22 protein-coding genes and 1 pseudogene are annotated in these 22,773 nt (G+C 64.2%); 12 read left to right on the top strand and 11 right to left on the bottom strand.

Going from position 1 to position 22,773, the window contains the following annotated elements; translation table 11 throughout:
- The 8 genes from QCE69_RS06995 to QCE69_RS06960 all read left to right on the top strand — a co-directional run.
- Positions 1 to 674, top strand: a 674-nt coding sequence (locus tag QCE69_RS06995; protein ID WP_309930049.1) for an ABC transporter permease subunit, incomplete at its 5' end; no start/stop codon positions are given.
- Between the two features lie 23 nt (positions 675 to 697).
- A complete protein-coding gene (locus QCE69_RS06990; RefSeq protein WP_309916154.1) occupies positions 698 to 1,390 on the top strand; it encodes an isochorismatase family cysteine hydrolase in 693 nt (230 codons plus the stop codon).
- Positions 1,391 to 1,392: 2 nt separating this feature from the next.
- Entirely contained in the window at positions 1,393 to 2,994 is a 1,602-nt protein-coding gene (locus QCE69_RS06985; protein ID WP_309930048.1) for an ABC transporter ATP-binding protein, read from the top strand.
- 19 nt (positions 2,995 to 3,013) lie between these two features.
- Complete coding sequence (locus tag QCE69_RS06980; RefSeq protein ID WP_309930047.1) at positions 3,014 to 4,012, top strand: formamidase; 999 nt, start codon at positions 3,014 to 3,016, stop codon at positions 4,010 to 4,012.
- 3 nt (positions 4,013 to 4,015) lie between these two features.
- Positions 4,016 to 4,675, top strand: coding sequence for a cysteine hydrolase (locus QCE69_RS06975; protein WP_309930046.1), 660 nt, complete (start codon positions 4,016 to 4,018; stop codon positions 4,673 to 4,675).
- Positions 4,675 to 5,073, top strand: a complete 399-nt coding sequence (gene hpxZ / locus QCE69_RS06970) for an oxalurate catabolism protein HpxZ (RefSeq protein ID WP_309916143.1) — start codon at positions 4,675 to 4,677, stop codon at positions 5,071 to 5,073. The genes QCE69_RS06975 and hpxZ overlap by 1 nt, the downstream gene beginning before the upstream one ends.
- A gap of 55 nt (positions 5,074 to 5,128) precedes the next feature.
- Positions 5,129 to 5,824 (top strand): GntR family transcriptional regulator, encoded by a 696-nt coding sequence (locus tag QCE69_RS06965; RefSeq protein WP_309916140.1) that lies wholly within the window; start codon positions 5,129 to 5,131, stop codon positions 5,822 to 5,824.
- Between the two features lie 68 nt (positions 5,825 to 5,892).
- Positions 5,893 to 6,225 carry an FCD domain-containing protein gene (locus QCE69_RS06960; RefSeq protein ID WP_309930044.1) on the top strand — a complete coding sequence of 111 codons (333 nt, stop codon included), beginning with the start codon at positions 5,893 to 5,895 and terminating at the stop codon, positions 6,223 to 6,225.
- A 197-nt stretch (positions 6,226 to 6,422) separates the two neighbouring features.
- Here the strand turns inward: QCE69_RS06960 and QCE69_RS06955 are convergent, their stop codons facing one another.
- The 8 genes and pseudogenes from QCE69_RS06955 to QCE69_RS06920 all read right to left on the bottom strand — a co-directional run bounded on the left by QCE69_RS06955 (position 6,423) and on the right by QCE69_RS06920 (position 13,231).
- Positions 6,423 to 7,166, bottom strand: coding sequence for an ABC transporter ATP-binding protein (locus QCE69_RS06955; protein WP_309916135.1), 744 nt, complete (start codon positions 7,164 to 7,166; stop codon positions 6,423 to 6,425).
- Positions 7,167 to 7,242: 76 nt separating this feature from the next.
- Positions 7,243 to 8,262 (bottom strand): ABC transporter substrate-binding protein, encoded by a 1,020-nt coding sequence (locus QCE69_RS06950; RefSeq protein ID WP_309930042.1) that lies wholly within the window; start codon positions 8,260 to 8,262, stop codon positions 7,243 to 7,245.
- A 27-nt stretch (positions 8,263 to 8,289) separates the two neighbouring features.
- Positions 8,290 to 9,222, bottom strand: a complete 933-nt coding sequence (locus tag QCE69_RS06945) for an ABC transporter permease (RefSeq protein ID WP_309930041.1) — start codon at positions 9,220 to 9,222, stop codon at positions 8,290 to 8,292.
- Positions 9,223 to 9,941: 719 nt separating this feature from the next.
- Positions 9,942 to 10,707 (bottom strand): annotated as a pseudogene (locus QCE69_RS06935) (ISNCY family transposase); the annotation flags it as partial.
- On the bottom strand, positions 10,673 to 10,897 hold the full coding sequence (locus QCE69_RS39505; RefSeq protein ID WP_404987304.1) for a helix-turn-helix domain-containing protein: 225 nt from the start codon (positions 10,895 to 10,897) through the stop codon (positions 10,673 to 10,675). The gene QCE69_RS39505 and the pseudogene QCE69_RS06935, both read right to left, overlap by 35 nt.
- A gap of 172 nt (positions 10,898 to 11,069) precedes the next feature.
- Positions 11,070 to 12,368, bottom strand: coding sequence for an RNA polymerase sigma factor (locus QCE69_RS06930; RefSeq protein ID WP_309916126.1), 1,299 nt, complete (start codon positions 12,366 to 12,368; stop codon positions 11,070 to 11,072).
- Positions 12,365 to 12,763 (bottom strand): VOC family protein, encoded by a 399-nt coding sequence (locus QCE69_RS06925; RefSeq protein ID WP_309916123.1) that lies wholly within the window; start codon positions 12,761 to 12,763, stop codon positions 12,365 to 12,367. Before QCE69_RS06925 ends, QCE69_RS06930 begins: the two co-directional genes overlap by 4 nt.
- Before the next feature lie 114 nt (positions 12,764 to 12,877).
- Positions 12,878 to 13,231, bottom strand: coding sequence for a YciI family protein (locus QCE69_RS06920; protein WP_309916120.1), 354 nt, complete (start codon positions 13,229 to 13,231; stop codon positions 12,878 to 12,880).
- 489 nt (positions 13,232 to 13,720) lie between these two features.
- Here QCE69_RS06920 and QCE69_RS06915 point away from each other — a divergent pair, with 489 nt between their 5' ends.
- Both QCE69_RS06915 and QCE69_RS06910 read left to right on the top strand, forming a co-directional pair.
- Complete coding sequence (locus QCE69_RS06915) at positions 13,721 to 15,718, top strand: hypothetical protein (protein ID WP_309916117.1); 1,998 nt, start codon at positions 13,721 to 13,723, stop codon at positions 15,716 to 15,718.
- A 311-nt stretch (positions 15,719 to 16,029) separates the two neighbouring features.
- On the top strand, positions 16,030 to 16,428 hold the full coding sequence (locus QCE69_RS06910; RefSeq protein WP_309916114.1) for a DUF2917 domain-containing protein: 399 nt from the start codon (positions 16,030 to 16,032) through the stop codon (positions 16,426 to 16,428).
- A 22-nt stretch (positions 16,429 to 16,450) separates the two neighbouring features.
- On the opposite strand, the gene QCE69_RS06905 is transcribed toward QCE69_RS06910, so the two are convergent.
- A complete protein-coding gene (locus QCE69_RS06905) occupies positions 16,451 to 18,043 on the bottom strand; it encodes a tannase/feruloyl esterase family alpha/beta hydrolase (RefSeq protein ID WP_409021170.1) in 1,593 nt (530 codons plus the stop codon).
- A gap of 188 nt (positions 18,044 to 18,231) precedes the next feature.
- Entirely contained in the window at positions 18,232 to 19,092 is an 861-nt protein-coding gene (locus tag QCE69_RS06900; RefSeq protein ID WP_309808284.1) for a LysR family transcriptional regulator, read from the bottom strand.
- A 150-nt stretch (positions 19,093 to 19,242) separates the two neighbouring features.
- Here QCE69_RS06900 and QCE69_RS06895 point away from each other — a divergent pair, with 150 nt between their 5' ends.
- Positions 19,243 to 20,646, top strand: coding sequence for a DHA2 family efflux MFS transporter permease subunit (locus tag QCE69_RS06895; protein WP_309916108.1), 1,404 nt, complete (start codon positions 19,243 to 19,245; stop codon positions 20,644 to 20,646).
- 58 nt (positions 20,647 to 20,704) lie between these two features.
- On the top strand, positions 20,705 to 21,700 hold the full coding sequence (locus QCE69_RS06890) for an aldo/keto reductase (protein WP_309930036.1): 996 nt from the start codon (positions 20,705 to 20,707) through the stop codon (positions 21,698 to 21,700).
- 18 nt (positions 21,701 to 21,718) lie between these two features.
- On the opposite strand, the gene rarD is transcribed toward QCE69_RS06890, so the two are convergent.
- Entirely contained in the window at positions 21,719 to 22,594 is an 876-nt protein-coding gene (rarD, locus tag QCE69_RS06885) for an EamA family transporter RarD (protein ID WP_309916102.1), read from the bottom strand.
- Positions 22,595 to 22,773: the final 179 nt, after the last annotated feature.

Raw genomic sequence — 22,773 nt, 5'->3', positions numbered from 1 at the left:
GACAGCTCGTGTGCTCGCTGCCGCGCGTGTCGGACATTGCCTTCGGCATCGCGCTGATGCTGGTCGGCACCGGCCTCGCGTTCTATCTCGGCAAGCCGTTCATCGAACCGCAGGCGCCGATGCTGCCGTCCATCGACCTCGGCGCGTGGACCGCTTCGCCGCAACTGCACAACGCGCTGCATATCAACCCGCTGTTCATCATCGGCGTGCTGCTAGCGTTCGCACTGCAATGGGGCTTGCGTCACACGCGCTGGGGCATGGCGCTGCGGCTGGTCGGCGAGAACGCGGAAAGCGCGCGCGCAATGGGCTATCCGATCACGCGCGTGCGCATTCTCGCGACGACCGTCGGCGGCTTCTTCGCGGGTGTCGGCGGTGCGTATCTGTCGCTCGTGTACCCGGGAAGCTGGAACGAAGGCCTGTCCAGCGGACAAGGCCTGATGGCGGTCGCGCTCGTCATCTTCGCCCGCTGGCAGCCCTTGCGCTGCCTGTGGGCCGCCTTGCTCTTCGGCGCAGCGGGCGCGCTCGGTCCCGCGTTGCAGGCGATCGGCGTGACGAGCGGCTACTACCTGTTCAACGCGGCGCCGTACGTGCTGACCCTCGCGATCATGATCGTCAACTGCCGGCCCGACCGCACGCTGGCCGGCGCCCCCGGCGAACTCAGTCTTACCCGTTGAATTCTCTGCATGGAGCCAAGCACATGACCCGGTTCATCGAAGCACGCCCCTATCCGTGGCCGTATGACGGCAATCTGCGCCCAGACAATACCGCGCTCGTCATCATCGACATGCAGACGGATTTCTGCGGCATCGGCGGTTACGTCGACAAGATGGGCTATGAGCTCTCTCTGACGCGCGCGCCGATCGGGCCGATCAGGAACGTTCTCGACCTGATGCGCGAGCAGGGCTTCACGATCATCCATACGCGCGAGGGGCATCGGCCCGATCTCTCGGACCTGCCCGCCAACAAGCGCTGGAGAAGCCGGCGCGCGGGGACGGACGGTATCGGCATCGGCGATGACGGACCGTGCGGCAAGATCCTCGTGCGCGGCGAGCCGGGCTGGGAGATCATCGATGAGCTGAAGCCCATGCCCGGTGAGATCATCATAGACAAGCCCGGCAAGGGCTCGTTCTGCGCCACCGATCTCGAACTGATCCTGCGCACGCGCGGCATCGTCAATCTGGTGCTGACCGGCATCACTACCGACGTATGCGTTCACACGACGATGCGCGAGGCCAACGACCGCGGCTTCGAATGCACGATTCTGGCGGACTGCTGCGGCGCCACTGATCAGGGCCATCACGACGCCGCCCTCAACATGGTGCTGATGCAGGGCGGCGTATTCGGCGCGGTCTCGCATTCGCGGGCGCTGCTGGCCGCACTCGGACGCTGATCATGAATCCTGTGACTGCCCAGACCCGGGCCATGGGCGTCGAAGTGCTGGGTGCGACCCGGCGTTTCGGCGCATTTACCGCGCTCGACGACGTGACGCTCCGGGTGCGCGCGAGCACCGTGCATGCCCTGCTCGGCGAGAACGGCGCGGGCAAGAGCACGCTCGTGAAGGGCCTGGTCGGCTACGGGCTGCTCGACGACGGCGAGATCATCGCGGATGCGCGGCAGGTGAAGATCGTATCGCCGCGCGATGCGCAGACGCTCGGCATCGGCATGGTGTACCAGCACTTCACGCTGGCGGCGGGCTTGTCGGTGGAGGAGAACCTGTTGCTCGCACGCGGACGCCTGCCATGGAGAGTCGACTGGCCGAAGGAGCGTGCCGCGCTCGCTGCCTTCATGCGCTCCATGCCGTTCCGCCTGCCGCTCGATGCTCCTGTGTCCGGTCTTGCCGCCGGCGAAAAGCAGAAGCTCGAGATTCTCAAGCAGCTTTATCTGCGGCAACGCTTCCTGATTCTCGACGAACCCACTTCGGTTCTCACGCCGCAAGAAGCCGATGAAGTGCTCGGTCTGATGCGCGATCTCGCCACGCGCGGCGAGCTGACCGTGCTGATGATCACGCACAAGTTTCGCGAGGTGATGGCGTACGCGGACGATGTCACCGTGTTGCGCAAAGGAAAACTCGTCGGCACGAGCGCGGTGGCGGACACGAGCCGCGATCAGCTTGCAGCGTGGATGATGGGCGGCGACGCCGCCGTCGACGATCCGGAGCTGGCCGCGATCCGTCCCACGCGCAAGCCTTGCGAAGACAATGCGCCCGTGCGCCTCGCACTGTCGACACTCAGTGTGGTGGACGACCGTGGGCACACGGCGGTGCGCGAGCTGTCGCTGGCGGTGAGGTCGGGCGAAATACTCGGGGTCGCTGGCGTGTCGGGCAACGGGCAGAAGGAACTGATCGAAGCGCTGGTCGGCCAGCGCCGCGTGCAGGCCGGCGAGATGCGCGTAAAGGGCGAGCCGTATCGCGCGACGCGCGCGGAGATGAGCCGTTTGCGCCTGTTCGCGCTGCCGGAAGAACCGCTGCGCAATGCGTGCGTCGCGAACATGAGCATCGCCGAGAACCTCGCGCTGCGCGACTTCGATCGCGCGCCGATGAAACGCCATGGCTGGGTGCTCGACCGGCGCGCCATGCGCGCGCGCGCCGAGCGCCTCATCGCGGATTTCAACGTGCGGCCGCCGGTCCCGGCGCGTGCCATCGGCACGCTGTCGGGCGGCAATGTCCAGCGCGCCGTGCTGGCGCGCGAACTCGGGCAGGCGGTCGATGTGCTGATCGTCGCGAATCCGGTGTTCGGGCTGGACTTCGCATCGGTCGCGGATATCCATGCGCGCATTCTCGCCGCGCGCGACGCGGGCGCCGCCGTGCTGCTCGTCAGCGAAGACCTGGACGAATTGCTGGAACTGGCGGATCGTATCGTGGTGATCGCGGAAGGGCGGCTCGTGCACGAAACGCCCGCGAGCGGCGCGGATCGCGTCGCACTGGGAAGACATATGGCGGGGCATGTCGAAAGCACGGGGCGCGATGTGTCCGAATCCATCGCCGTGCATGCATGACGGCATCAAGGAGTTTCCAATGAGTTCGAGCGGTCTCGGTGGATTGAACAAGTCGGCGCAGGGCATCGTGGTGGGTCTGGTCCAGTTGCAGAATCCCGATGTTGCGACGCCGGAACAACTGGCTGCGCAAACACGGCGCGTCGAGGCGCTGGTGGGCAAGGCGCGCCGCAACAACCCCGCGATGGATCTGGTCGTGTTCCCCGAATACATGCTGCATGGTCTGTCGATGCGCACCGACGACGCCATCATGTGTTCGCTGGACGGTCCGGAAGTGGCGGCCTTCAAGGCCGCCTGCGTCGAGCATCGCATCTGGGGATGCTTTTCCATCATGGAGCGCAATCCGGGCGGCAACCCGTATAACAGCGGCATCGTCATTGACGACAAGGGCGAGATCCAGCTCTATTACCGCAAGCTGCATCCTTGGGTGCCGGTGGAGCCGTGGGAACCGGGGAACGTCGGCGTGCCGGTGTGTGTCGGTCCGCGGGGCGCGAAGCTCTCGCTGATCATTTGCCATGACGGCATGTTTCCCGAGATGGCGCGCGAGGCGGCCTACAAAGGGGCGGAGATCATCCTGCGCACAGCGGGCTACACCGCGCCCATTCGCCATGCGTGGAAGATCACCAATCAGTCGAACGCATTCCAGAATCTCGCGCAGACGGCGAGCGTGTGTCTGTGCGGCAGCGACGGCACGTTCGATTCGATGGGCGAAGGCATGTTCTGCGATTTCGACGGCACCGTGATGGTGGAAGGCGGCAATCGTCCCGACGAGATCATCACCTGTGAACTGCGTCCCGACCTGGTGCGCGAAGCGCGCACGCAATGGGGCGTCGAGAACAATATCTATCAGCTCGGGCATCGCGGCTATGTGGCCGTGAAAGGCGGCGCGCGGGATTGCCCGTACACGTTCATGCAGGACATGGTGCGCGGCGAATATCGCCTGCCCTGGGAAGAGGAGGTCGTCGTGAAGGACGGTACGTCCTGCGGTTTCCCGGTGCCCGAACGGCATCACGGAGGCTGAACGATGCCCACCCTTGTCCATGCCCGGCCCGGATCCTTCACGTTCGATGCAGCGCATACGGCGCTGGTGGTCATCGACATGCAGCGCGATTTCATCGAGCCGGGCGGATTCGGCGAAGCGCTGGGCAACGATGTCTCCCTGCTTGCCTCGATCGTGCCGACGGTCGCGCGCCTTATCGATCACGCGCGGGACCACGGCTGGCTCGTCGTGCACACGCGCGAATCGCATGCGCCGGACCTGTCGGATTGTCCGCCCGCGAAACGCCTGCGCGGCGCGCCGCATGCGCGCATCGGCGATCTCGGGCCGATGGGCCGCATTCTCGTGCGCGGCGAGCCGGGCAATGCCATCGTCGACGCGGTCGCGCCGCTGGCGGGCGAGATCGTCATCGACAAGCCGGGGAAGGGCGCGTTTTATGCAACGCGGCTCGGCGAGGAACTGGCGCAACGCGGCATCACGCACCTCGTGTTCGCCGGCGTGACGACCGAGGTCTGCGTGCAGACGAGCATGCGCGAAGCGAACGATCGCGGCTACGAATGCGTATTGATCGAAGACGCGACGGCCAGCTACATTCCCGCGTTCAAGACCGCGACGATCGAGATGATCCGGTCGCAGGGCGGGATCGTCGGATGGACGGCGACGCTGGCCGATCTGCTGGAGGGCTGATGGAACTGAATCATCCGGACACCGTGGCGCAGGTCGAACGTGCGTTCGCCGCCTATGAGCGCGCGCTCGTCGACAACGACGTTGGCACGATGAACGCGCTGTTCTGGCATGCGCCGGAAACGGTACGATATGGCATTGCCGAAGTGCAGCATGGCGGCGACGAAATCCGCCGCTGGCGCGAGACGTGTGCACCCGTGCCGCGTTCGCGGCGGCTGCACCGGACCGTCGTGACGACGTTCGGCCCGGACCATGCCACGGTGAGCACCGAATTCACGAGCGATGCCACGCCATTGCTCGGGCGCCAGATGCAGACATGGGCGCGCATCGGCGACAGGGCGGGCACGTTCGCGGGATGGATCATCGTCGCGGCGCATGTGAGCCTGATCGAAGCGCCTTGAGAAGCCTTGCCGGAGACCTCGAATCAATTCGCCCAAACTGACGGACAGTGCTGTCGTGCGCGACATCCAGAGCGCCAATCCGCTCGCCGAACAGGTGTATCAGCAGTTGAAGCAGGACATCTTCAGCTTCCGCCTGTTTCCCGGCGACCGTTTCTCCGAAACGGACATCGCGCACTACTACGGCGTGTCGCGCACGCCGATGCGCGACGCGCTGTTTCGCCTGTTGCGCGAAGGTTATCTCCAGGTAGGCTTCCGGCGCGGCTGGAAAGTCTCGGAGATCAATTTTGCGCAGCTCGACCAGCTTTACGACTTGCGCATCGTGCTCGAGACCGCTTCACTCGACAAGCTGGCTAGCGCCACGCCGCCGCATCCCGGCATCGATACGCTCAAGTCAACCTGGTGCGTGGCCGTCGAGGCGCGCGAGAGCGATCCCGTGGCCATGTTCAGAATGGACGAGGAGTTCCATCGCGGCATCGTGCGCGCATCCGGCAACGACGAGATGGTGCGCGTGCATGGTGAAATCACCGAGCGTATCCGCATCGTGCGGCGGCTCGACTTCCTGAAGCCGCATCGCACCAGCGCGACGTATGACGAGCACGCGAAGATGCTGCGCTTCATCGAGCGGGGCAAGTGCGGAGAAGCGGCGATGCTGCTGCGTGCCCACATCACGCAGAGCAAGCTGGAGGTGCGCAAGATCACGGTGTCGATGCTGACCGAATCGCGCGACCTCAAACTGCCGTTCGTGAATTGAGGAGGCGTGGCGCGGGTTGCAGCGGCGCGCCCCCCGTCGACGGACATCACGCGACATGGCGGCGGAAATTGCCGCGCCTGCGCGTGACGATCGACGAGGGCGAGTTCCCGGCTGGCGCGCGTATTGACGAAAAGGAAGATTCCGCCGCCAATCCAGTGCTCGCGAATGGGTATTCGACGCTGATGGCGAAGGTGCATCGCGCGCGCGGCGCGGCCAACGCCGATAGCTTGCGCTGGGCGGACTTGGCCAGCGAACACGAGGTAATCCTTGCGGCGCTGCAGGACACGGCACATGCCGGCCTCGCGCGCATCTTGCGCGAGCATTCCGAGAACACCGCGCGTGAGGTGCTGGACGTGCTGATGCGCTCGCAGGACGACCCGGCGCCGGGTAAAACCGCGTGACGGGTGGATCGGCATAAGCCGTGACGCGGCAACATTGCTCGAACGAGCTTCGCCCCGCAGCCGGCAAGTCGCTCACCCACTGACGGCGGCGTCTCCCAGTCCAGGCGCATCCTGTCGAAGATGCGCATAGGGAGGGGGCAAACGGCAGTTTTCCGACAACCCGTAATCCATGCTGGATTCGGATTTCGGGCACCCCTTCAATGCGCCAGAATCCCCATCGCCTGCTTCTTCAACTCGAGAAAATGCGGATCGAAGGCACACTGCGGCGTGCGGGGCCGCTCGAGTTCGATCGGCACATCCAGCGCGACCCGCCCGGGTCGTGACGACAGCACGACGAGCCGCGTCCCGAGCAGGATTGCTTCATCGATATCATGCGTGATGAACACGATCGTGCAATGCAACTGGTCCCAAAGCGAAGTCAGAAACGTCTGCATGGCGCTGCGTGTCTGCGCATCCAGCGCGCCGAAGGGCTCGTCCATCAGCAGGACCTTGGGCTTCATGACGAGTGCGCGAGCGATCGCCACACGCTGCTGCATCCCGCCGGATAGTTCATAGGGTTTGTGCCGCGCGAAGTTTTCGAGGCCGATGGTGCGCAAGATGTCGGCGGAGGCCCTCTGCCGCTCGGCCTTGGAAACCGAGTGAAGCGAGAGGCCGAACTCGATATTTTCCTCGACGTTGAGCCACGGGAACAATCCGGCCTGCTGGAACACGACGACACGATCTTCGCCGGGCCGATCCTTGATTTCGCCGTCGATATGGATGCTGCCACGAGAGGGCGATGTCAGACCTGCCAGCAGATGCAGCAAGGTCGTCTTGCCGCAGCCGGAAGCCCCGAGCACGGTGACGAATTCGCCGCTCTGGAACTGCAGATTGATGTTCTCGAGGGCGGAGGTTCCGCCGAAGGTCTTGTAAAGCGAATCGATCAGGATAGTCAAGTCCATCTCCTGTTGGCGAGCAGGTGTTCAGCGCCTCAGCGGCACGATTCAGCGATCCGATGCGGCACGTCGATGCAGCACCTCAGTGAGCCAGCGATTGCGAATACTGCGGAGCGACATTGACCTCGAAGCTGGCCGGCACCGTCTGGATGCGTCCGATCGAGTTCAGCACCTTGGCGGTATTCACGAGCGTTTCATACGTGGCCGAGGTCTTCACGCCGGCGCCGGAGCCCATGACGTTCGGCGTGGTCTGATCGGTGCCGGAAAAAAGCTCGTAACCCGCCAGCTCGCTCTTCGCGACATCCACGGTGACGCCGGTCTGGCGAGCCATCTCGGCGATGGCCTTGTCCGGGTCCTTCTTCGTGATCTGATAGCCCTCGTCGAGCGCGGCGACGAAGCCGCGCACGAGATCCGGGTGCGCCTTCGCCCAGTCCGCGTTGGCAATACAGACGTTGTAGCTGGACGCGCTGCGCGGCAGATCGCCGTCGGTCTTGATCGCCTTGCCGCCGGCCGCGCGCAACGCGCTGAACACGGGATCCCAGACGATGGCGGCGTCGATCGAGCCCGTCACCCACGAGGTGCGCATCTGCGGCGGCGCCATGTTGATCTGGGTCACGGACGTGTAGGGAACGTGTGCCTCGGCGAGGAACGTCGCCAGTTCGAAGGAAGCCTGCGAGCCCGCGACGATCGCAATCTTCTTGCCCTGCAGGCCCGCGACGTCGCGGATGCCGCTGTCGGACTTGACCACGATGCCGGCAGCGTTCGTATACCGTTCCTGGTTGTACACGATCGTCATCGGCAAGCCCTGCGCGATCGCCGTGACGAGCGGCGGTACGCCGAGGCCGCACATGAACGACAGGCTGTTCGAGGCCAGCGCGCTCATGGCCGCCGGTCCCGAGCTGAAGAGCTTGTACTCGACATCCGCATTCATGTGACGTTCGAAGAGGTGCTCCGCCATCGACACCATGTAGGGGTCGGCGCCGTTGTCCTCGTAGCCGATGATGACCTGCGGCTTGCTCTGTGCCCCGGCGGCGCCGGCGTAGAGCACGGTGCCCATCAAGAGGGCGGCGGTCATGGCTTGCTTCGGGCGTCTCGTCTTCATGTCTGGTCTCCTTGGATGGTGTTGATGTCAGTCGTGGCCGCGCCAGGGCACGATCCAGTTTTCGAGTTGGCGAATCACGAGTTCCATGGCGTAGCCGATCACCCCGATCACGATGATGCCCACGATGACGACGGCCACCTGCAGCGCCTGCCCGGCGAACTGCACGAGCCAGCCGAGCCCGCTGCTGGCGGCGATCAGTTCGGCGGCGACGAGGCAGGTCCAGGCCACGCCGATCCCCACACGCATCGAGGTGAAGATCTCGGGCATCGCTGAAGGCAGTACGATCCTGCGGAAGATTTGAGCGTTGGTGGCGCCGAGGGTGCGAGCCACGGCGATACGCAGCGGCGGCGTGCTTTTGACGCCCGACATGGTCCCGATGATGATGACCGGGATGGTGCCGACGAGAATCAGAATGGCCTTCGGCAATTCGCCGATGCCGAACCACACCACCAGAAGCGGGATATAGGCGAGCGGCGGCACGGGACGGATGAACTGCAGCAGCGGGTCGATGATGTCGAAAACGATCTTGCTGCGGGACATCAAAAGACCGACGGGCACGCCGATCGCGATAGCGCCGACAAAGCCGACGATGATGCGAAAGCAACTGATCAGGATGTCGCCGATCAGCGACTGGCCGCCGTAGCCGTTGCGCGAAATGTCGGTGAAGGCCTGCCAGACGGCCACCGGCGAAGGCAGCGCGAACGCGGGGAAGACGCCGGCCATCGATATTGCCTGCCACAGCGCGATCGCAACGATCAGCACGGCGCCGGTCAACCAATAAGACTTCAGGCGTGGGCGCAAGTGACGACGTTGTTTGACCTCCGGCGTGCGCGGTGCCGTCGAAGGCTCGATCGTCTTGCCGTGGTCGGGTAGGGTTCTTACTCTCACTGCCGTCTCCTCAGTTTCAGATTCGAAGGTCCGGGACGCCGCGTGCGCCTCGACATGCCGTCCGTCGCGCACACCGGTAAATCACGCGGGCCGCCGGGGGCTCAGCCATCCCGCAAAAGGAAAACCATTCAAGAACAAAAACAGGGAGCGGGCTTGATTTTCGGAGGTACGCCAGGGCGTTGCCGGCCGAAAATAAACTCAGTGGCGGTTTGCACCTTTTTAAGGCTTTTTCGGGGCACTCGGTTGCAAATTCGCGGCTTTGATCAAGCATCTTCAAACAATAATCGAGCCGGTAGTGCCAGGCTGGAGGTTCTGATAGGTCCAGCCATGGTGGGGTGTCGAAGCCGCCTTTATGTGGCACGTCTGCCTTGTAATCAAGGCTCGAACCTGTTTGCCGCGATGCGTACGCGAAGGTGCATTGCAAGCACGACGACCATCACGTTTGATCTGCACCCGCCGAGACGCTTCGAGCGCCGGCGGAGATCTTTTTCGTCGCGCACCGGTCGATGCGCATCGTGCTCGCTTCTGGGTGGCCAGCCAGAGTGGCGATTGGAATCAGCGATGAAGGAGGGCGCATATGCATTGGCTTACTCTCATGTGCCGATGCCACATAGTCGAAGCGTCTTGAGCAGCCGGTCTTGTAATGTCCAGTCGGCGCGCTTCACGTGCCCCTTGGCCTGGCTCGTGTTGGCACAGAGCACGTCAATGCTTAGCTCGTACGAGGCCCATCTAAGACGCCGGCCTTGTCGCTATACGCTACACGCCTAAAAAGCGCTAACATTCTCCGGGACATCCGCCAGGAGATACAGCACGCGGTTGTACTGTATCGTCAACGCCTTGGCGACTTTGCGCGGCTCGCGCCAAGTCAACGCATGCACCGGATTCTCGTCGTCTCGTACCGGTCGGTGTGCATCAAAGTCGCTCCTGGGCAGCCTGGCAAAGCGCGCGTTGTAATCGGCCATGAAGCAGGGCGCATACGCATTGGCGCGAGCCACCGTGCTGATGCCACGTAGATGCAATTCCTTGACCAAGCCGATCCTGCAAGGTCAGATGCGCGCGCTCCACGCGTCCCTTGGCCGAACTCGAATTGGCGCAGAACGTGTCGATATTGAGCTCGAACATGGCCCGGCCGAATTGCGTCGTGCTGTGGCCAGTGCCGCCCGCCGTGGCATTGTGAAACACCATGAACTTGTCGCTGTAGAAGGCCCCAGGCTTGCCATAGCGCTCAACGTACGTGCGCGTGGCCTCGAAAAAGGCGAAAGTCGATTCTGTGACCGTGAAGTGCAATTGCATCAGACGACTGGTCGCATCGTCCACGTACACCAACAGCGTGCACTGCGGCGCACGGTCCTCGAACCAGCGATGCTCGCAGCCATCGATCTGGATCAACTCGCCCAGACCCGCGCGGCGCGCACACGGCTGATAGATCTTGGGAGACGGTTGGCGGTGCGGCACCCATAGTCCTGCGTCGATCATCAGATGCCGCACGGTCTGCTTGGCCAGCTTGATGCCGTGACACTCATCAAGCTTCTCGCGCGCCAAAGCCCGGCCGACCACGCCTGCCCGAGGCCACGCCAAGCGGCCCGTACTCGCGATACCGCGTCACCAGCCGCTCGATCCGCCGTACCGTCAGACCCAGTCGCTCAGCCGCACGGCCGGGCTTGAGTCCCGTCTGCACGACCGCCTCGATCACCTTCAGCCTGTCCCATTCGCGCATGGTCAAACTCACAGTTGGGTTCGGTGACATCGCTTGCTCCCGCTGGACGACCCAGCCACCAGCTTGCCGCTCGTTTAAAACCCGACATCTGTAAATAGCCAGAACACGACATTTGAACTTGGGACCTACACTCGAAAATGAGATATTTTGTCTTATGTTAAATTAAAAATTCGGCTCCAAGTTTGGCCCGAACCCACATCCATCACTCCATTTCCCGCGCTCGCCCCAACAGGAACGCCCGCTCCCGGGCGTTCTTCGCCAACGCCGCCGCGCGCTCGAACTCCAAACGTGCTTCCTCTCTGCGCCCAAGCCGCGCCAGCAAATCCGCCCGCACGCTGGGCAGCCACTGATAATGCTTCAACGCCGGCGCATCACACAACGCATCCACGAGCGGCAGCGCTTCGGCGGCGCCGTACGCCATGCTCACGGCCACCGCGCGATTCAGTTCGACGACCGGCGTCGGCGCCGTCTGCAACAGCACATCGTATAGCGCGACGATCATCGCCCAGTCCGTGTCCGCGGCTGTCGGTGCCCGCGCATGACATGCCGCCAACGCCGCCTGCAACGCATACACGCCCCGCGCGCCGCCCAGCGTTTCGGCGCGCTTCAAGGCAGCGAGCCCGCGCCGGATCAGCAACGGATCCCAGCGACTGCGGTCCTGTTCAGGCAACAACACGGGACGGCCCTGGCCATCGACGCGCGCCCGGATCCGCGACGCCTGGATCTCCATCAACGCGACCAGGCCGTGAACCTCACTCTCATCCGGCATCAGCCCGGCAAGTATCCGACCGAGCCGCAGCGCATCCTCGCACAGCGCCGGCCGCATCCAGTCGTCGCCAGCGGTCGCCGAGTAGCCTTCATTGAAGATCAGATAAAGCACTTCCAGTACCGAGCCAAGACGCGCCGCACGCGCATCCGCCTGCGGCACCTCGAACGGCACCCGCGCCGCCGACAACGTGCGCTTCGCCCGCACGATGCGCTGCGCGATCGTCGGCTCCGGGACCAGGAACGCCCGCGCGATCTCATCGGTCGTCAGGCCGCCGATCAGCCGCAAGGTCAAGGCCGCCCGGGCATCGACGGACAACACCGGATGACATGCCGTGAAAATGAGCCGCAGCAGGTCGTCGCCGATGTCGTCCTCGCGCGCGGCGCCGAGCGCATCGACGAAATCGGGCGTGACGTAGCCCTCGTGCGCCTCGAGATCGTGTCCATATTCCTCGTGCTTGCGTGCGTGCAACGCATGCTGCCGCAACCGGTCGAGCGCCTTGTTCTTTGCTGTCGTCATGAGCCATGCCCCCGGTTTCTCCGGCACGCCCGTCTCGCTCCAGTGCTCCAGCGCCGCGACGAACGCATCCTGCGCCAGTTCCTCGGCGAGCGCGACGTCGCGCACCACGCGCGCCACGCTCGCAATCACCTTCGCCGACTCGATGCGCCACACCGCGTCGATGGCGCGCCGGGCCGCATCGTCCGCGACCGCGCCGCGCTTGTCCGGCCCGCTCACGCGGCTTCCGGGTTCATGTGCACCAGTTCCCAGATGTGTCCGTCGAGATCCTCGAAGCCGTGGCCATACATGAAGCCGTGATCCTGCGGCTCGCGCGGCGCCCGACCGCCCGCGGCCAGCGCCTTCGCCACCAGTTCGTCCACCTCCGCCCGGCTTTCGCATGACAGGCACACCAGCACTTCGGTGCTCGTGCTCGCATCGACGATGGGCTTCTCCGTGAACGTCTTGAAGAAACTTTCCACGAGCAGCATGGCGTAGATGTTTTCGCCGATCACGAGACACGCGGCATCGTCGTTGGTGAAGGTCGCGTCGAAGCTCAAACCGAGCGCCTTGAAAAACGTCATCGATCGTTTGAGATCGCGGACCGGCAGGTTCACGAAAATCTGCTTGTGCATCGTGTGGGTCTCCAGATTGAAAGCGCGGCCGTTCAATCACCACGACGAACCGTGCGCGTCAGAATCGACATGGGTGCTATCGAAAAAATTGACTGGATGCGGGAAAACACCCGGTCAAAAATAGCAGGGCCCGGTTTTGCGAACTTCGACCGTGCACCACGCAGCAGCGGGACATTCGGCGGCAATGGCAACAGCCTCGTCTTGTGTTTCGCAGTCGAGCAGAAAGAAGCCGCCAATCATTTCCTTCGCTTCCGCGAACGGCCCGTCGACCACCCGCGTATCGCCATGCGCCGTCGACACGCGTGCCGCCTCCTTCTGCGAAGTCAGCGATTCCACTGCCCGCAACACGCCGCGGGCCTTGAGGTCGTCGGCGAACTCGACCATTTGCCGATAGGCTTCCCGCCCCTCCTCCTGGCTGCGCTGGCCACGCTGTTCAACGGGTTCGACGATGAGTAACAGGTATGCCACGACGTCCTCCTGAAAATTTTTTTAGTGGGGTCCAACTTAAACCGTCCGGCGCGCATCGGCAAGACAGACGGGGCCGCGCGTTTCTTGTGATGATTAACTTATTAATCATACGTTACAAGTCATTACTCGCTATTACTCACTGTAACGAGTCTTTCCTAGTAGGATTCGATCCGAAGCATGTCTTACCAATGTTCGCGCGCACTGTGTCCAGTGTGCGTTTCTGCCAGCGAACCTGCTGTACGCCTGGCAGCGCCCGGCGCATTCCCGGTGGTTTCGTCCGCATCATTCTTCGCCTGTCGTTCGACAAGCGAAGCGGACGTTTGCGTCCCGACTCCGGACGTCGGCGTTCGAACCGATTAGCGCGGTGCGCCGCTCCGCTCTGGCCGGATGGCTTCGTGCCTTTCCCTGCCTTTCCGTCAACAACTCCCGATGCCGCTGGCATCGCCGGGAGCGCACTGCTGCGCGTCCGGTTCCTGTGCGTATGACACGATGATCAAGAATCCTTTCCTGCTTTCGACGCTCGCGCTGGCGCTCGCTGCCTGTGGCGGCGGCGGTGACGGCAACTCGCCTGCTTCGACCAGCGCAGCCGGCACGGCCGGCGCGGCAAGCGCCAGTGCATCCGGCAGCGCGGCGGCCGGCGCTTCCGGCACCGCAGCGGCGAACGCCGCGCTCGCGAGCGATGCCGCCGTGACCGCGCAAGCCGTCGCCAACGCGGCCGCCAATCTGCGTCTCACGTGTGCTTCTCCTGCGGTTTCATCGGCATCGGGCGGCAGCGGCCAGATCACTGTCGACACACCGGGCTCCGACGGCTCGCGCATGTTCGCGATCAATACCAGGTTCAAGGTGGCGATCACCACGCGCCCCGGCTCGGCCGATACGCTCAAGTGGACCATCGCCGACGCGCTCGGCAAGACGGTCGCGAGCGGCAGCTTCGCGGCGCCCGCCGCGGCCACGACGACCACCCTCACCTGCAGCTCGAACCTCGCCGGTTACTTCGCCGTGTCGGCGACGCTCGCCAACGGCGGCGGCCAGGTGCAGACCTCGGGCACGCGGCCGAACGGCATCGCGACCTTCGGCGTGATCCCGGACGTCTCCGGCGCGATTCCCGCCGTCACGTATGCGAAGCAGGAGCAGCACCGCTTCGGGATGCAGGGCTTCAACGACAACGGCACGATGCTGTCGGCGCTCGGCATCACCTCGACCATCGACGACCGCCAGATGAACGTGATGGAGCCGAATGGCCGCTACACGTTCAAGCCGACCGCCAACAACCTCGACCCGTTCTACACGTCGGGCAAGGTCATGCGTCTCGTGCGTCTCGACGGCCTGCCGGGCTGGGCCAGCATGCACGGCCTGAATCCGGACTACGGCTATATCCCGAACGATCTCGGCTACTACCGTGACTACATGACACGCGTCGGCCAGGAAACCGAAGCGATCCGCGCGAAGTACTACCCGACGATGTCGGCGAACTACTACCAGGTCACGTGGGAGCCGTACATCCAGTGGAAGGACACGGACAAGAACTTCGTCGCGCTGTATCAGCGCACGTACGAAGGGCTGCATGCCGGCGATCCGCACGCGGTCGTGATGGGTCCGGCCGAGCCGTTCCCGTCGCTGACGACCGACCGCCTGAAACGTCTGGCGCCGCTCGGTCTGGCGCAGTATCTCGACGGCATCGCCACGCACGGTTACTACGACGCGGGCACGTCGCCCTCGCATCCGCCGGAGCGTCATCACACCGACCCGAATCCCGCCGACGCCGCCAACTCGCTGCTCAACGAAATGCGCAACCTGCGCGCGGAAATGGCGAAGGACTACAAGCCGAACATGAAGCTGTTCGTCACGGAAACGGGCATCAGTTATGACGTGGGTTCGAGCTACGGCCCGAACTACCCGACGCCGAACATCCTGTTCGCGCAGGGCGCCGTGGTTGCGCGCACGCATCTGATCCTGCTGGGCGAAGGCGCGGACCAGACCTACGTGTTCTTCGGCCCGGACTTCCCGGGCGAGGCGGGCTATGGCACGTTCTTCGACCTCGATCATCCGCAGGCCGAGTTCGGCACGACCAACATCAGCCCGAAGCCGGCCGCGATGGAAGTCGCCACGATGACCCGCGTGCTCGACGGCACCACGACCCTCGGTCCGGTGAACAGCCTGCCGTCCGGCGTGTATGCGTACTCGTTCCAGCAGCTGAACAACGGCCGCGTGATTACCGCATTGTGGACGCATAACAACTCGGTATGGCCCGCGTCCAACGGCAGCTTCAGCAGCACGTACAGCACGAGCTACAAGCTCAATGTCGATGCCGCCGGCTCCAGCGGCACGGTGCAGTTGATCGACGCGATGGGCAACGTATCGAGCGTGCCGTATTCGAACGGTGCAGTCACGCTGACGCTGACCGAGTCGCCGCAATATGTCGTCTCGACCAATGCGGATGTCGCGAAGCGCAACAGCACGCGACCGCAGGGCTACACCGGCATGTAAGTCAGCGGTGTCTCGAACCCGGAGCAGGCCTGGCCTGCTCCGGGTTCTTTGATGTGGCTGTCATCGCGACGGTTGACAAGTCAGCTTGCGCCACACGATACTGCAACTCATGCACGCCGCCCTCACGCTCCTCACCGCTGCGATTAAAAACCGTATGAACGCCATTCGTGGCGGGTCTACGGAACAGCGTGTGCGCTAGCGAAAGAGCAAGCACAAGGCAGCAATGAGTTCCGAAGGCCCCGCCGCAAGACGGGGCCTTCTTGTTTTTGCGTGCAAGGCTTCCGTCTCCGGCACACTCACTGGAGAGCAGCATGGAAGAGTTGTCGCAGGATTCCGCATGTCAGGGCGTCGGCCACGGTGTCGCGTCGGGCCGCATCGGCGCGGCCGGATCGTACGGGACGCGCATCGTGGTCTTCATCGAGGTTCATCCGCACCGGACGGTGTCATGGCGTCTGTCGCGCGACGCCGAATTGCGCGTCGCCTCTGCATCGGTGTGGCTCACGCGTCATCAGGATCCCTACGATTACTGGCTGAAGGCAGGCGATGTCGTGCGCCTGTCGCGTGGCGAGCGTGTCTGGCTATCAACGGAAAGCGCACACGCGGTCGAGGTATCGCTGACCTCGTATCGCGGCGTCATGCACGGACGCGCCGCGCGCTGGCTCGCGAAAATCTGGCCGCGCATCGCAACAGGCCCGGTGAACGCGTCATAAAGCGCATACTCGCCTGAGCCCTTCAAGGCTCGACGCAACGGAAGCTCGCCGCGCTGTTGATGCTGCCCTTCCCCATGTAACGCGGATAGTTCGGATAACGGCATATCGGGCGCGTCCGGCCATTGGTGGCCGGCGCGATGTCGCTGCCTACGAGCGTCTCCGTCGCTACGACTTTGCTCAACCATTCTTCCAGCGCGACGAGTTCGTACCATTCAGGAATGAACACGCCATTGCCGTGCTGAAAGCCCGGGACCATGTAGAGCCGCATGAAGGATTCGACGGTATCGCGGCCATAATGCTCGATCAGGTCGCGATAGAACGCGATGGTCTGGTTCGGGCTGATGACTTCGTCAGAAAGGCCGTGCATCGCAATCAGCTTGCCGCCGTGCGCGATGAACGCGGAGAAGTCCGGATTCATCGCGCCGACCGTGTAGGCGAGCGTCGTCAGACGCTGCTTGAAGCGGCCCGGATTGTCGAGATCGAACGCAAGCCCGCTGAAGGACAGATCGCGCGTGACGAAGTAACGGATATAGGCATCGCCTTGCGCGAACAGGTAGCCGTTCGCGGCGAAGGTCGGCGGACTGAGCAACGTAGGCGAATCGCCGAGGCCGAGCGCGCTCGTGAAATCGACGCCCTGGAACACGTTGTAGCCGGGATACCGGACCACGTTATAGGCCAGCGCATAGGGCAGCGTGAGTCCGTCGCGCAAGGTTTCGAGCGTGTCGATCTGCGCATCGGACAGACAGCTGTCGCGCAGGGACGGACGCTGCCCGTTCGTGCAGCGCAATGACGCAATGATCTGCGGCTCCAGTTTCCTGCATGCCTCGACATTGCTGACGATGCCATCCGCGGCGCCGTCGAGCTTGTCGCATTCGTGTACGACGGTCTCGAACACGCGCCGCTGCTGCGCCAGTCCGACGAAACCACCAGGCTTCGCATACGACGATTGTCCGACCTTCACGCCCATCAGCCGCACGCCCGAGAAGTTGATCGCGGGCGCGTTGGCGATGACGCCGTCATAGTCGTTCGGGAAGCGCTCGATCACCGTGAAGCCTTCGCGGCCGCCCGTCGAGCCTCCCGCGAAATAGGTTTTTTCCGGTGTGCGGCCATAGCCCATCTGGATCAGTGCGAGCGCCACGTCGCGGGTTTTCTTCAGATGCCCGAAGCCGAAATTGACGATCGCCTCATCGTTGATTGCGAAGTCCGCGCGCCCCGAGTTGCCCACGTGCCCCGAGTCCGAGCCGAAGGTCGCATAGCCGCGCGCCAGAGGCGTGGAATCGGGCGCGAACGGCATCGGCTCGGTGCCGGACACAATGGTCCCGTTGTAGCCGCCGCCGCCCATCTGCAATGCGCGGCCATTCCAGCGGCTCGGCAGGTTCACTTCGAAGCGGATGTCCGGTGTCGTGTCCTGCAGCGCCTTGATGAAACCGGTGATGCGGCAGTATTCGCCGTTGCGGTTGCCCGGCGCCGCCGCCTTCACGACCCACGCCGACACGATGGTCGCGCCGCGCGTCGGCAGACCGATGATGGATGCAGGGACGTGCTTGCCCTCGAGATCATCGCAATGCTTCGTCACATAGGCCGCGGCATGCGCGTGACCGAAGGCCGCGAGCATGATCGTCGCGAGGCAGGCGCGCAGGCGCCACGGAGCGGAACAAAGAGAGCGTATAAGGCGGAACACGTCGTGGAGGGCTACGTCAAACGCCGCACACTATATAAGAACAAATTGTCGCCGGCCATCCGGGACGGCGGGTCGTGACAAGGGCATCACCCACTTGCCGTTGCCTTGTGCTGGTCATCTGCTCATTCGCCATCCCATTTCCCGCGCAGGTCGCTGTCCTGCAGAAGCTGTAGCAAGGTTTCGGCCGGACGGCTCGGATGTTTCGAGCCGAACACGATGAATTCCACTTCCGGCAAAACGGGCAACTCCGTGCGGTTCACCGGCGGCGCCAGACCGCGCGCCGCCAGAAAGTGCGAGCGGACGGTCAGTCCGAGCCCGCCGCGCGCAGCCGCAATGCATCCCGCGTGACTGCTGCTGGTGCAGACCATCTGCCAGCTCGCGCCCGTCATGGCGAGCGTGTCGAGCACAAGTCCGCGCGTGACGCTCGGTTCCGCCACCAGGATCAGCGGCAGCGGCTGGCTCGTGTCCACGACCGTGCCGGTCTTCGCAAGCCATTCCAGGCGCCCGGAAAACAGCCGCGTGCCGCGCGGGTCGCCGAGGCGCCGCTTGCCGACCGCGAGATCCAGTTCTCCGGCATCGACCATTTGATAGAGCCTGCCCGTCATGCCGATGGTGATTTCCAGCTCGACATCAGGATGCGTATCCCGGAATGCGGCGAGCACGCTGGGCAGCGGCCCGAGCGCCAGATCGTCCGATGAACCCAGCCGCACCCGCCCGCGCAGCCGCGGCGAACTGAACTGCGACTGCGCGTGCGCCATCGCCTCGAGGATGACGCGGGCGTGGATCAGCATGGCTTCGCCGTCGGCGGTGAGCGCCAGCGAATGCGTGTCCCGCACGAACAGCCGGCGTCCGACACTTTCCTCCAGACGCCGGATGTGCTCCGAGACGCTCGACTGCCGCAGCCCGAGTTGCCGCCCGGCGTCGGTGAAGCTGTGCGACGCGGCCACTGTCGCGAAAGTTGTCAGCCAGACCGGATTGAGCATGCGCCATTGTGATCGCCAAATCCGATTGCAGTCAATGCGGCCAGCGGGCTTCCCGATGACGCCCCGATTCACTAACATGTCACAGTGCGCGCAGGAAGCGGCCTTTCGCCGCCCTTTCGATGACGCGCCGTTTCAGCCTCATCTCCCCACATGACCAGACAGTCTTCGCACACGGCGCTTTTATGGATCGTCGCCGTGGGCTTCTTCATGCAGACGCTCGACACGACCATCGTGAACACGGCGCTGCCGTCGATCGCCCGCAGTCTTCATGCCGCGCCGCTCGCGATGCAGGCGATCGTCGTCGCCTATACGCTGACGATGGCGCTCCTGACGCCCGCCTCCGGCTGGCTCGCGGACCGCTTTGGCACCCGTCTGGTCTATTCGGTATCGATTGCGCTGTTTGTGATCGGCTCGCTCACCTGCGCGAGCGCGCACACCCTCAATCAACTGGTCCTGGCGCGCGTGCTGCAGGGAATCGGCGGGTCGATGCTGCTGCCCATCGGACGCCTGGCCGTGCTGCGCGCGGTGTCGGGGGAAGCCTACGTCTCCGCGCTCGCGATGATTTCCGTCGCCGGCCAGATCGGCCCGATTCTCGGCCCGACGCTCGGCGGCTGGTTCGTCGAATCCTTCTCGTGGCACTGGATCTTCCTCATCAACGTGCCGATCGGCGCGCTCGGCATTTACGCCGTGCAGCGCTTTCTGCCGAACGACGCAGTTCACGACGTGCCGCCGTTCGACTTCGTCGGCTGCGGATTGCTGTCGCTGTGCATGGTGTCGTTCTCGCTGGCGCTGGATTCTCCTGTCGATACGCATCGCGGCGCCGTCTCGGCGGCCCTGTTCGCGCTCTCGGTCGTGTCGGCGCTGGCGTATATCCCATATGCACGGCGCAAGCGCAACCCGCTGTTTCATCTCGGGCTGTTCAGCGAGCGCAACTTCAGCGTCGGGCTGGTGGGCAACCTGGTCTGCCGGATCGGTTCCGCTGCCGTGCCGTTCCTGCTGCCGCTGCTGATGCAGCTCGAACTCGGCTACAGTCCGCTGCACTCGGGCCTGATGATGCTGCCCATCGCGATTGCCGGCACCATCAGCAAACGCTGGATCCCTGGGCTCGTGAAGCGCTACGGCTACGACACCTTCCTGCTCGTCAACACGGCGCTCGTCGGCGCGTCCATCATGGCGTGCGCGCTGTTCTCGCCTTCCCTGCCGCTCGCCGTCGAAATCGCGATTCTCGCGCTGTTCGGCGCATGCAATTCGATGCAGTTCGCCGCGATGAACAGCGTCACGCTCAAGGGCCTGTCGAGCAAGGACGCGGGCAGCGGCAACAGCCTGTTCTCGATGGTGCAGATGCTGGCGATCGGCCTGGGCGTGTCGATCGGCGGCTCGCTCGTGCAGGTGTTCCAGGGACCGTTCTCCACCTCGACCGGGTTCCGTCTGAGTTTCGCGTGCATGGGCATGGTCACGCTGCTGTCGTGCCTCGTGTTCCGCCGCCTCGAAGCGGCGCCGCGCGGCACGCCGCCCGCGACGCCTTCCCCCCGCGCCGGCGCCCGCAATGCCTGAGCGTCGGACGGGCTAAGCTGTCGGTCTGATCGGATCATCCATTTTCGGGAGCATCACCGTGCAATATGGCAAATTCGGCAACACCGGGCTCACCGTCTCGCGTCTTACGCTCGGCACGATGACCTTCGGCCTCCAGACCGGCGAGGACGTGTCGCGCAGCATCATGGACTGCGCCGCCGAGGCGGGCGTCAATGTCATCGACACGGCGAATGTCTATCCGCTCGGCAGCAGCCACGATCTCGCCGGCCGCACCGAGGAGATCGTCGGACGCTGGCTGAAGGGACGGCGTGACGACTTCATCCTCGCCACCAAGGCGGTTCACGAGATGGGGCCGCGCGCGTGGCAACAGGGCGCGTCGCGCAAGCATCTGCTCGATGCCATCGACGCGTCGCTCAAGCGCCTGAACACCGATTACGTCGATCTTTACCAGCTGCACAACGACGACCGCGATACCCCGCTCGACGAAATGCTCGAAGCGCTCGACACCATCGTGCGGCAAGGCAAGGCGCGCTATATCGGGGTGTCGAATTTTCTGGCTTATCGGCTGGCGCGTGCGCTGGGGCGCGCGGATGTCGGGCGGCGCGCGCGATTCGTGTCGGTGCAGCCGCGCTATAACCTGCTGTTTCGCCAGATCGAGCGGGAACTGCTGCCGCTCGCGACGGAGGAAGGTCTGGCCGTGATTCCGTACAACCCGCTCGCGGGCGGTCTGCTGACCGGCAAGCACAGTTTTGGCGCCGGGCCGGGCGAAGGTCGTTTCAGCGACACCGTCGGCAAGGCCGGCGCCATGTACACGCAGCGTTACTGGCACGAGCGCGAATTTCACACGATCGAGACGATCAACGGAATCGTCGCACCGACCGGACGCTCGCTCGCGAGCACGGCGCTCGCGTGGGTGCTGGCGAATCCGGCGGTGACGTCGGCGATCATCGGCGCGAGCCGGCCCGAGCAACTGACCGAAACGCTTGCCTCCGTCGATCAGCCTATCGATTCGGACATCAAGGCCAGACTCGATGAAGCGACGGCCGAGTATCGCTATGGCGATGCATTGCGCTGAAGCGCACGCGGCGCGCGTTCACAGGCGGGCTGCGCGCGCCCGGTAGAAGCCTTCCAGCGAGTACAACGCGAGCGCGGCCCAGATCGCGCCATAGCCGATCAGCTGGTCGCGGCCGAAAAACTCCTGATAGATGGCGACGCCGATCAGCAATTGCAGCGTCGGCGTGATGTACTGGATGAGGCCGAGCATCGACAGCGGAATGCGCCGCGCGCCGGCCGCGAACAGCAACAAGGGCACGGCGGTGACCGGGCCCGCCGCGGCAAGCAGAAGCTTCACGCCGGTCGATGCCTGCCCGAAGCCGCTGCCGCCATGCGTGTTCAGAAAGAACAAATACAACAGCGCCACGGGGCAGAGCAGCATGGTTTCGAGCGTCAAGCCCTCCAGCGCGCCGAGCGAAGCGGTCTTGCGCAGCAGCCCATAGCCGCCGAAGGTCAGCGCCAGCGCGAGGCTGATCCACGGCGGCGCGCCGTTCACCCAGGTGAGCCACACGACGCCCAGCGCGGCGACGGTCACGGCGACCCACTGCACGGGCCGCAGCCGCTCATGCAGGAAGGCCATGCCGAACAGCACGTTGACGAGCGGATTGATGAAGTAGCCGAGGCTCGCTTGCACGATGCGGCCGTCATTGACCGCCCAGATATAAATGCCCCAGTTCGCCGACAGCAATACGGCGCTGGCGGCGAAGCGCGCCAGCAGGCGCCTGTCGCGCAGCACCGGACCCAGCCATCGCCATTGACGGCGCAGGGTCATCACGACCAGCAGGAAGAGCATCGACCACGTCATCCGGTGCGCCAGCATCTCGACCGCGCCAATGGAATGCAGCGCCTTGAAGTAGATCGGAAACAGCCCCCAGATGGCGAAGGCCGAGAATGCGTAGATGACGCCTGGATTCATGATTCGATGCGTTGCGCGGAAGCGGAGCGAGCGGTTCTGTCGGCTTGCCGTCGGACGGAAAGCGATCCGCAAGGATTGGAAGCCGGATTTTAGTCGACAAGCAAGCTTGCGCTCCAGCAGCATTTGCCGGATTTAGTAAATCATTCCGAACGACTGGCGGTTCTGGCGCTCGAATCAGC

This window comes from Caballeronia sp. LZ032 (genome assembly GCF_031451315.1).
In the GTDB taxonomy this organism is placed as follows: Bacteria; Pseudomonadota; Gammaproteobacteria; order Burkholderiales; family Burkholderiaceae; genus Caballeronia.
This window is presented reverse-complemented; position numbering and strand designations above follow the sequence as displayed.